We start from the raw sequence: 10,508 nt of genomic DNA on the forward strand, positions 1-10,508 counted from the left end.
CTCTGGGCATCTAAATAGCTTACATCAGCATTTGTCAGTTTTGCAAGCAAATCGCACTAAGAATCCCTCTTAAAAACACAGAGGAGAGCTATTTAGTAAATCGATAATTCTCCGCCTTCCAGTTTTTATATGCCTTTTCCATGGCACGTTTCATTGGAATCTGTTTCATAAGAGAAAGCAGGTGTGTCATAGGGAAACCTTTTAATCGGATGTCGAATAGATGTTTCATTATCCTTGTTTTGCTCAACAATCTGAGCGATGCCTTATAAAACATACTCTCTCTCTCTTTTGGGGTCATCGTAGGGTGTTCAAAGACAGCATGGACGCCCGCATAATATTCCCATCCTTTACCCTTAAAAAGATAAGGTTTATATTCTTCGTAAAGTTCCGTGCCAGGCAGAGGCGTAAGCAGTACAGGATGGATTCCCACTCCAAGTCTTTCTGCAAGCTCGATAATCCTGTCAAAATCTGCAGTAGTATCTTCCCTTCCGCCTATTACCACAAAGAGAGTGACATCGATACCATAACCCTTTATTTTTTTTACGGCATCTTCCCTGTTTTTGCCCTGTTTGGCAGAGGCACGATACATATTAAGCATTCTTTGAGATAATGTCTCCCATCCAACCCATACCGAAAACAGTCCGCTATCTCTTGCCGCCTTTAAAAGCCTATCTCCGTTGGGTTCTTGAGTCGCTCTGAGGTCTCCAAACCCATACCACCACTTCCTGGTGCCCTTAGAGATCTCCGTAAAAAGCTCTATGGACCTTCTTATATCTCCACCCCAGATGTTATCATCCCCATTGAAGTAAACCTTCCCCGTACACCTTTCTATTTCTTCCACAACCTTATCGATAGGCCTGTAACGGATGGTATCGCCAAAAAACTTTCTCACGGAGCAGAAGGTACATCTGTAAGGACATCCCCTTGCAGTGAAAACTGCTCTGAACTTATAATTTCCCTTTAGAACCCCTGCAAGAGGAAAGGGTATATCATCCAATGGAAGTCTTTCGCCCCGATAAAAAGGCTTTAGTCTCCCTTTTAACGCATCATTCAGAACATCTGCCCATACCGATTCGGCTTCTCCCACAACTATAGAATCCGCATGCCCTTTTGCCTCATCCGGAAGGGCGCTTGGATGTATCCCGCCCAGCACGACCTTCTTACCGAATCTTCTTAAGTCATCTCCAAAACGATACGCCCATGTAACAGTAGCGGTCATGGAGGTTATACCTACGAGGTCAGCATCTATATCTTCTGGCATAGGTTCACGGACATTTGCATCTATAAGGGTAAGTTTGGCATCAGGCATTGCCCTTAGTGTCAATGCCCCAAGGTATTCGAGGATTGGCGGCGCCATTGGCACCCTGCCGGAAAAAGGAAATGGTGGAGAAATCAGGCAGACCTTCATCCGAAATTCTACCTGAATGCCATGGTATACTGCCAATAAGTTCCAGCAGTAAGAGCGGAAATAAGGACGATATGCCACACAAACATCATCTTTTTCCAGATTCGCTGCAGTTTCTCTGGGTCATTGCCATAGGTATTCCCTATGTATCTAAACCTGAGAGACCTTTCAATCTCAAAAGGCAAAAGAACCAGTATACAAACAAGCCCCAGATAAAATAATTCTTTTCCTAATTCGGCGATACCGGATCTCCAATAAATTCCCGTGAAAAGAACAAGAAAAAGGATGAGATACATCCTCAGCAACTGCTTTAACCTTTGTTTCTCGCGTTTTTTGTCAAAAATCTTTTTTACATCCGTAGGGTAAAAAGTTCTCCCAGTCCCGGCAAGGAGAATAACTGTTGTGCATACCAGTCCAAGATAAAAAAGTTCCTTATTCAGTCCGATGAGCGAGGACCGTAGCTCTGTATTTTTGAGAGACAGTCGATAGAACCAGTAGATTGCCAGCACGGTCATTGCCCAGCACCTCGTGGCAAAATTGTGCCCATGCCCGATAAAGGTTCTCAATATTTTTTTCATCTTCTTTAAAAGTGTGTAACCCGGAAACCGCGGTGGAACATATCCGGAACAAGAGGTATGCCCCATATAGTAATTACCATCACTGGTAAAGCTAATAAAGAATACCACGCAAGTTTTTTACCACGCCAACCAAAGGTTAGACGCAGATGCATCCATATTGCATAGACAAGCCATGAGATTAGCGCCTGGACCTCCAGCGGGTCCCAAGCCCAATAACTACCGTGGACTTGCTTTGTCCAGAGAGCACCGGAAATAATCATCAAGGTTAGCATCACAAATCCAATACTAATAAAAAGATAATTCGAATTATCCAGTTTCTTCATCTCCGGTAGCTCTTCATAAAAAGCGTCACCTGTATGTCTCGTCTTAAATAGGTAAAGCAGTCCTACTGCTCCGGCAAGTAAGACAAATCCATAAGCAATCGAGGAAGTAATTACATGTACCCAGAACCACGGAGTATTATATTCCGGCGGAGTTATCCCGATTTCTTTTTCGGAAATCACTGCCCAGATTTGTAGAAAAATCGTAACAGGCATAATTAGAATTCCTGCCGGACGCATAAATCTGGCGAACAAAAAAATCAAAAGAAAGATAAACACTCCTGCCCATGAAGCATCATTGATTATTTGGAAAGTAGAGAAGGAAAGATATGACGGTCGTGTCCAATAGAAAGATAAACAAAGTGTCTGGGAAAGAAAACCCAACCCGGCAAAAAATACTCCCCTGCGGAGTAAGTGCCCTTTTCTATAAATAAAGCTGAAAAGATAAAAAAGAGCACTTATTCCATAAAGACCTACCGCAGCCCAAAAGAAAATAAGAATCGTTTCCAATTATTCTTTTTATTCTTTAATTTCCCGTATTTTTGCCACCTTATCCACTTTATCGGAAAGGGGAACAGGTCTGCTCTGGTCGATTGGCTTATTAGGTTTGACACCGGATTCCTTATTCTTCAGGAATGGCTTCATGTGCTCTGGCGAATCATAAGGTGGGAAAAAAGGTCCGGTATGGTAGCTCTTTTCCCGAAAAGGTGCCATATAGAATGTGAACACCATCACAAGGATTAAAGCAAGCTGAGAATACAAGGCAAGTTTTCTTCCCCGCCAACGAAGCCCCCAACGCAAGCCTAACCAGACCGCATAAACCATCCAGTATCCCCAGACAAGTGCTATTATCGAGTTTCCCGCCCGTGCTACATAATCGCTGGGTAATTTCATGTGAGCCCAAAGAACAGCAAAATGAACCATTATCGTGGCTAAAATGAACGAGACCAGCACAAACCGATAATTCAAACGGTCTAAGACCTCCAGTTCAGGCAGTTGGTCATAGGGATAACCAGTTTTCCCCTTTGCTTTAAGCAAATAAAACAATCCCATTGCTGCCGCAAGTAAGGCGAATCCATAACTGAAACCTCCACCCATAACATGCCCCCAGAGTTGCCAACCTTTGAATACCGGCGAAGGTCCAAGAGGATGACATGGAAGTAAACCTCCTAACACCATCAAACCGAAACTAACCGGCAGAATCAGCACCCCCACAGGTCTTACTGCTCTGTAAACCAGCGAAGCACCGACAAATGCCATCATGCCCATCCAGGTAGTCCCACCGACTACCTTGTCAAACGATCATATACCAGTGTAATTTTGTCTAATCGCTGGCCAGAAAACATTGAGTGCGTGAACGAAAACACCTGCCCACACGAGTTTCATTGCTAAGTGTGCAAGTCTCTCCTTTTTCTGAACAAAAGCCAGGATTTGTAAGGTGGCAGCTACTCCGTAAAAGGCTGTCGCAGTCCAGAAATAAACAACTGCTGGTTCCATTTTTCCCCCCTTTCTTAAAGCATAATATCAATTATAACAATATCATATGTCATAATGCTTGTCAAGTTTTTTTTCGCCTTTTGTCGAGCCAATTTAGGAATGCGATTATTCTATGTCGGGATTGGTTGTGGTGTTATAAAGGGTTAACCCAGACAGCCCATGGGGACCGCATCTTCACTGCTCCGCCTGAACAGAAAAGCGTATTGGCGGTGATGAAATTGAATTTCAGCGGTTCGGTCTGGTTTTCTCTTATCGCTACGGGGCCAAGCAGAATATGCGTAATCCGAGAGCCTGCCCATGTCCCACCGCGGTCGTCATAGGTGGCAAAGTTTATCTGCACCTGCCAATTCAGGTCCGTCCCATCGGCTATAGAGAAGACACTGTCGGTAAAGGTTCCGCTTTTTCTGCCACATGGGTTGTCTACCGCATTTGCAATGCTTAGTTTAATCCCATTCGTCACGGTCATTCTTATCCGCTTATATGTGCCTGCCTGTATCTGCGCCTGCTCGATAACTGCATCCGTGTCTTTTGTGAGGTCTATCTCCTTGCCTGTGGCATTGGAAAAAACTACCTGTGGGTTTGTGTCCGATGCGTCGGCCATAAATTCCACTTTGTGAACGGTTAGTTTTACGCTCGACGGACTTGTTGCACTCAGGTATACCTTTGCCAAAAGGGCGACCCCTGCTACGGCAACCGCCGCAATCAGGACAAAGAGCCATATCTTGCTTAACTTCCGCACTATTTTATTTTTCTTACCGATGCGCGGTCAAAGTGCCTGAAGAAAGGATGTCTTTCGTCCTCTTGTTTTTTCCTTACCTCATAAGTCTCCTCCCTTACTTCTTCCGGAGTAATAATCCATACCCCGGCAAGTTCGGAGTCCGGACCCCGTTTCTCCCTTTCCGCAAGATAAAATTTCTTAAACAAAGGCCCTGCGTGGACATACCTGTAAGGTTTTCCTTTAATCTGCAATGTCCTGCCGCGTCTATCCCGCACGGTCAATTCCACGCTCTTATTAAACCATATGCTTCTGACTAAATTTACATTGGTCTGAGAACCTTCGAATTCCTCGCCAAAGGCTAAATTTCCGTTCTCAATTACAGTCAGTCCGTCTTTGAAGGCAGTACATGGATTGCCTTCCTCATCAGTGGTTGCGAGAACCTTGACCGATTCGGAATCGTTAATTAAAGCGACTATTTCCTTCGACAATTTTTCAGGCACTATTATACCTTTTCTCCGAATGGGTCCTGCTACAGTGAAGCCTGTCTAGGTCACCTGTTGGATGACACCTGTAATTGTTGAAATCAACGCTCAGGTCATACTTCCTATGGATATCGCTTATGCCTTTCATTAGCCTCACATAATATTCGAGGGGCGCAGGCTTCTGTTTTTCCCTGTAAAACACACTGCCCTTCTCGAGACGGTGGATGATGGCAATCGGGCCGACCCCGTGTCGGGCAAAAAATTCAGCACCTTCCAATGTGGATTCCAATGCCTCGTCAATAGTCTTAAACCCATACGGCTGTGTCAGCTCGACTCCCCCTACGAATTGGGTGCAAACATATCCCCTGCCAAATATCTCCACTGCGGACAGGGCACTGTCTATCCAGTACTGCCTGCCAAAATACTTTGCCTTTCCAGGGCACATCCATTCAAAGAGTTTTTCGTCCCATACCTCGATGTGTGGCTGATAAGTGGTGGCACCAGCCTCCTTAAGCCTGAGCAACTGCTCTCTGGAAAAAGCGCTGGCAACCATTTTCGCATAGACCTTTTCCGTGCCAAATGACTTCCTCAGCGTCGTCAATACCTTGACATACTCGTCAACTTCGTTGTCATACGGAGAGTTTCCCGTTGGGTCGGAGCCGGCAAGTAAGACGATATTCATCCATTTCCCTTCTTCTTTCAATGCCTCGTTCATCGTTTCATAGAGGTCATCTAAACATCCCTGTGTATAGCCATGCTTTTTGCGGAGTACGCGTGTGGGGAAACTGCAATATTTACAGGGCTTTTTTTCCAGCCAGAAATGGCATCGGTTATACAGATAGACAAACAGAAGGCCAGGCAACCTGGCGCTTACCACTTTCAACATCGGCGTTCCCCTGCTGGTCTTCTTACCAAAGTATTCGGGATAAGGCACAAAAAAGACCTCTTCCACAGGCTCGCCTCCGTCTAAAAGCCATAACCCATCGTTAATCGCATCGATGGTATAAGAGCTACCTCTTCTTTCATACTCTTGGGGGAATTGCAGGTACATGGGCTCCATGCCCAAAACCCAGCTTCCATCCCTGAATAATGCGCCGCCGAGCACCGGCCTGGGAGTCTTTTGTCCGAGGTCCTCCGAGGCATCATACAGAGAGCCCTCCTCTTTTGCCCTTTCCAATGCCCTCTTGGTCAGGGAAACCCCGCGCAGCTCTGCATCGAGTTTACGAATTAACAGACGCGGAAAATCAGGATACTTCTCTACAACTTCCCCAAAACCCAATTCGTAATTATTTTCATTCACCTTTTTTTCACTCGCAACCAACTGGTGCATTTCTTTATTTTATATAATCGAGCCTTGCTAAATCAACATCAGGACGGCCCGAAGAGCACCTGTAATTGTTAAAGTCCATAGTCAACTTATATCTTCTTTGAATATCGCGGACGCCCTTTGCCAGCCTCACATGATATTCAAGAGGTGCAGGTTTCTGTTTTTGTGCATAAAGTATGCTGCCTCCCACGACCCAGAGGATAAAAAAACTTGAGGCAACCCCATGACGGGCGAAAAATTCAACGCCTTCCAGTGTGGATTTTAGTCCTTCCTCAATCGTCTTAAATCCATTTGGCTGTGCCAGTTCGACCCCTCCTACGAATTGGGTGCATACATTGCCTCTGCCGAATATCTCCACAGCAGACAGGGCGCTGTCTATCCAGTACTGCCTGCCAAAATACTTTGCCTTTCCAGGGCATATCCATTCAAAGAGTTTTTCGTCCCATACCTCTATGTGCGGTTCGTAAGTCACTGCCCCTGCCTCCTTGAGCCTGAGCAGTTGTTCTCTCGGAAAAGCGTTGGCAACTACCCTTGCATAGACCTTTTCCGTGCCAAAAGACTTCTGAAGAGTCCTTAATGCCTTGACATACTCGTCCGCTGTATTTTCATAGGGAGAATCCCCTCGCGGGTCAGAGCCACCGCTTAAGAACAGCACCGTCCATCTGCCTTCTTCTTTCAGAGCCTCCTCTATTGTCTCGCGGAGGTCCTCGAGGCTTTCCTGCGTAAAGGCAGGTTCCCCCTCGGACTTGACGAAGCTACAATACTTACAGGGAGTTTTTCCTTCCCAGAAATAGCAATAATTATAAAGACGGACGAATAGGCAACTGGGAAACCTGGGTGTCACCACTTTCAACATCGGCGTTCCCCTGCTGGTCTTCTTGCCAAAATATTCGGGATAAGGCACAAAAAAGACCTCTTCCACAGGCTCGCCTCCGTCTAAAAGCCATAACCCGCCGTCAACAGCATCGAGGGTATAAGGGCTCCCTCTTCTTATGAATTTTTCGGGGAATTGTAGGTACATGTTTTCCAAGCCCAAGACAACTGTTCCGTCTCTGAAGAGCGCTCCACCAAGCACTAACTTAGGGGTCTTAAGCCCAAAGTCAGCTGAGACATCATACAGGGCGCCTTCCTCTTTCGCCCTTTTTAGTGCCCTTCTGGTCAGAGTAACCCCGCGCAATGCCGTATCTATCTTACACATTACTATGCGGGGAAAATCCGGATGTCCTTTGGCTACTTCCTTAAAACTCAACTCATGGTTGTTTTCATTCATTAAAGTTTCTCTTCCTTCTCTCTGCCCCTTGCCACCTTCAAGATAGTGGTCAAGGTTATTCCTCCGAGTCCAACCCAGAAACTGCTGAAGATTATCCCTAAGCCCGGATGATAAACTACCTTCATACTCGTCCAGTAACGCACCTCATCCATGGAGAGGAAAAAATCCCCTGCCTTAACCATCTCCCCTAATACCGCCTTCCCTTTAAAAAGCTCCTCAGAGGGTTCCATGGGTTCCATTGCATTGGGGCTGGCACGCCAGACCTGAAAAAAAACCTCTCCAGCCCTCTTTTTTTCCTCGTCAGGATAATATGCCGTCTGCAATCTGAAAACGGTGGGAAGCCCGGGCTCTTGAGGGAAATAGAAGCTCCCTGGGGCATCTGCGCTTCCACTGGTATAAAGATAAGTTTCGTCTTCCTGTTTGATGCTCTGTAAAGGCGCATATGCACCATAAAGCACCCTTCCCCCATTATCCCGTATCACAAATAATGGAGAATAACCCTCTTTATCACGGTAAAACTCAACCCCTTTGTACTTCAAGGGCTGGGTTACATAAATAATTTCTTTTTTCCCTTGATTGCCATCCGAGCCGACGGCAATCTCGTAGGCGACCCCCCTCTCTTTCCCTTCTACCACATAGGGGGGAGTATGAACCTTATGAAGATAAATCTCGCCCAGCTCTTTAAGTTTCGGGTTTTTAAAGAAACTGCCATTTCTTGCCCAATCATAACTTGACCGCTCGGCACAACTTAGAGTTTCCCCTTCGGTAAGACGAATCGCTCCCTCAAAAAAAAAAGCTGGTCGTAAACCACGCCGGCAAAGAGCATAACGAGGCTTAAATGAAAGACTGTCGTTCCGATTCGTGACAAACGGAAAACCTTTATCCGCTTGAATGTGCAGAAAACGATATTAACTATCAAGATGACTAATAAAAGATTAAACCATAAGGAAGAAAAAACAGCCTCCTTGCCCACATAAGGGGGCAAACTTACCCCAACAACACAGGAAATGAGGATTAATGCCAGTAAGACTAAGGCGGTTTTTGTGGACCAAAAAAGACCGAATATCTTATTTATCATAGATTTTTAATTTACAAAAAAATTGAGATAAAAGTCAAACGATTCCTCTATGGCACTGGCTCTACCTTCCACCACAATTCACTTCCAATCCGCACTCCGTAAGCAACTGATTTTCCGTCAGGGCTAAAGACCGGCGGCCAGACCTCGTCGCATACCGGCCCCTCCTTAATCACTTTTCCTGTTTTCGCATCCGCAATGACAATAAATCGCTTGGCTTCCTCCATCGTCCCTGTCCTTGCACGATAGGTAATATATTTGCCATCCGGGCTCCACACAGGCGTAACCACCATATCATAGGCTGAGCCCTCCTTTACCAGAGAAGGATTGCCAACAGGAGAGATGACCATGACCCACTTGCCTTTTTTCATTGCCGGATAAGCTATCATTGTGCCATCAGGACTAAAGACAGGGGCATTTCCGACACCGTCGTAGACCGCCGCGCCTTCCTTATCCCCGACTACACTCTGCCACTTGCCTTTTTCCATTGCAAGAAAGGCAACTGTCAATGAGTCAGGACTAAATACCGCAGGACCAATCCCTTCATAGGGTCCCCTTTCTTTTCCCTGTGCCGGAGATTCCCATAGACTTTCCACTAAATAATGTTTCCCCTCTTTGGTTGCAATATATACAATCTTTTTCCCATCAGGGCTTAAAGCAAGCCGGCCTATCGAGGCGTAAGGAAGTTCCATCTCTCTTTCTTCATTCAAGGAAAAATCGTGCAAAACAAGAGAGATTTTGCCCTCTTTTCCAACTTCGTATATGACCCGCGAAGAATCGGCGCTGAAGGCAAATCTTCCCGATTCTTCGCCTTCCGTATAACGCCGTTCCTTGATTATCTTCCCGGCAGACAAATCAAGAAAAAAGACGGTTCTCTTCTTATTCCCTGCTTCACGCTTATCATCGCCAAGTTCGTAAACAAGTAAACGGCCGTCAGGACTAAAAGATGGCGCACGATAGGTATCGGGGTAAACCTTACTGCGATAAACCTCCTTCTCTCCGTCAGAGACAAATATAAACCATTTCTTTTCCTTTAAGCCCCCCACTTCGCATGCAACCAGACGGCCGTCAGGACTGAAAGAGCCGGGGGCAACCTCTTCATAATACGGCTCTTTCAATTCTTTATTGTCGATTACGAGATGCTTTTTTTCTCCCTTTTTACCGCCAAAAGCAAATCTCCGTCCATCAGGACTCCTGACTAACCAACTAACACTCTCATATGCTGGGCTTATATCTTCGCTGTCTGCTGATACAGCTACCAAAAATTCCTTATCCCTTTTTCTTGCCGTATATAAAACCAGATGTCCATCGGCACTAAAGGAAATGTTGCCCCACCTGTCATAGTCTTCTGAAATAGTGGCTAACCTTGTCTCCTCCAGTTTTATCCCTTTGGTTTTCTCTAAACTTGTCTCTTTTGGAACCTCTTTAGGAGGGGCTTTTTCTTTACAACTGGTGATGACAAGGAGTAGACACAGAAGAAGGAGGGCAAAATGTCCGCTACTACTGGTGCGTTTCCTGCAAATGTGCATCGAGTCTTCCCTCTATAGTGCCCATCTTATTGGCAAGCAATATATAATCTCTCTCAAAGTGGGCTACTATTGCCCTGATGTCAGCCTCCATATGCTCAAGCCGCTTGTCCATCTGCTCGAATCGCTTGTCCATCTGCTCGAATCGCTTGTCCATCTGCTCGAATCGCTTGTCCATCTGCTCGAATCGCTTGTCCATCTGCTCGAATCGCTTGTTCGTATCTTCTCTGAGGGTTCTAATCTCGTCCCTAATGGAGATCAATATTTCCACTGTTATGTCTTTTACCTTGTCTTTATCCATTTTAATCCA

At 45.7% G+C, this 10,508-nt stretch carries 12 protein-coding genes; all 12 read right to left on the reverse strand.

Annotation, left to right across the window (positions count from 1 at the left end):
- Positions 1–88: 88 nt before the first annotated feature.
- The gene (locus tag HY805_02290) at positions 89–1,408 is read right to left on the reverse strand and encodes a B12-binding domain-containing radical SAM protein (GenBank protein ID MBI4823045.1); all 1,320 of its coding nucleotides are present in this window, start codon (positions 1,406–1,408) and stop codon (positions 89–91) included.
- Positions 1,409–1,416: 8 nt separating this feature from the next.
- A complete protein-coding gene (locus HY805_02295; GenBank protein ID MBI4823046.1) occupies positions 1,417–1,983 on the reverse strand; it encodes a hypothetical protein in 567 nt (188 codons plus the stop codon).
- 5 nt (positions 1,984–1,988) lie between these two features.
- A complete protein-coding gene (gene ccsA / locus HY805_02300; GenBank protein MBI4823047.1) occupies positions 1,989–2,813 on the reverse strand; it encodes a cytochrome c biogenesis protein CcsA in 825 nt (274 codons plus the stop codon).
- A 9-nt stretch (positions 2,814–2,822) separates the two neighbouring features.
- A complete protein-coding gene (ccsA, locus tag HY805_02305; GenBank protein ID MBI4823048.1) occupies positions 2,823–3,572 on the reverse strand; it encodes a cytochrome c biogenesis protein CcsA in 750 nt (249 codons plus the stop codon).
- Between the two features lie 33 nt (positions 3,573–3,605).
- On the reverse strand, positions 3,606–3,800 hold the full coding sequence (locus HY805_02310; protein ID MBI4823049.1) for a hypothetical protein: 195 nt from the start codon (positions 3,798–3,800) through the stop codon (positions 3,606–3,608).
- Positions 3,801–3,933: 133 nt separating this feature from the next.
- Positions 3,934–4,539 (reverse strand): DUF4382 domain-containing protein, encoded by a 606-nt coding sequence (locus tag HY805_02315; GenBank protein ID MBI4823050.1) that lies wholly within the window; start codon positions 4,537–4,539, stop codon positions 3,934–3,936.
- Entirely contained in the window at positions 4,539–5,018 is a 480-nt protein-coding gene (locus tag HY805_02320; protein MBI4823051.1) for a hypothetical protein, read from the reverse strand. The genes HY805_02315 and HY805_02320 overlap by 1 nt, the downstream gene beginning before the upstream one ends.
- On the reverse strand, positions 5,011–6,300 hold the full coding sequence (locus tag HY805_02325) for a radical SAM protein (protein MBI4823052.1): 1,290 nt from the start codon (positions 6,298–6,300) through the stop codon (positions 5,011–5,013). The genes HY805_02320 and HY805_02325 overlap by 8 nt, the downstream gene beginning before the upstream one ends.
- Positions 6,301–6,334: 34 nt before the next feature.
- A complete protein-coding gene (locus HY805_02330) occupies positions 6,335–7,597 on the reverse strand; it encodes a hypothetical protein (protein MBI4823053.1) in 1,263 nt (420 codons plus the stop codon).
- A complete protein-coding gene (locus tag HY805_02335) occupies positions 7,597–8,055 on the reverse strand; it encodes a hypothetical protein (GenBank protein ID MBI4823054.1) in 459 nt (152 codons plus the stop codon). Before HY805_02335 ends, HY805_02330 begins: the two co-directional genes overlap by 1 nt.
- A gap of 667 nt (positions 8,056–8,722) precedes the next feature.
- Positions 8,723–10,201 carry a WD40 repeat domain-containing protein gene (locus tag HY805_02340; protein MBI4823055.1) on the reverse strand — a complete coding sequence of 493 codons (1,479 nt, stop codon included), beginning with the start codon at positions 10,199–10,201 and terminating at the stop codon, positions 8,723–8,725.
- A complete protein-coding gene (locus HY805_02345; GenBank protein ID MBI4823056.1) occupies positions 10,173–10,499 on the reverse strand; it encodes a hypothetical protein in 327 nt (108 codons plus the stop codon). Before HY805_02345 ends, HY805_02340 begins: the two co-directional genes overlap by 29 nt.
- Positions 10,500–10,508 lie beyond the last annotated feature (9 nt).

The sequence above is a fragment of the Nitrospirota bacterium genome (assembly GCA_016207905.1).
GTDB lineage: Bacteria > Nitrospirota > Thermodesulfovibrionia > Thermodesulfovibrionales > JdFR-86 > JACQZC01.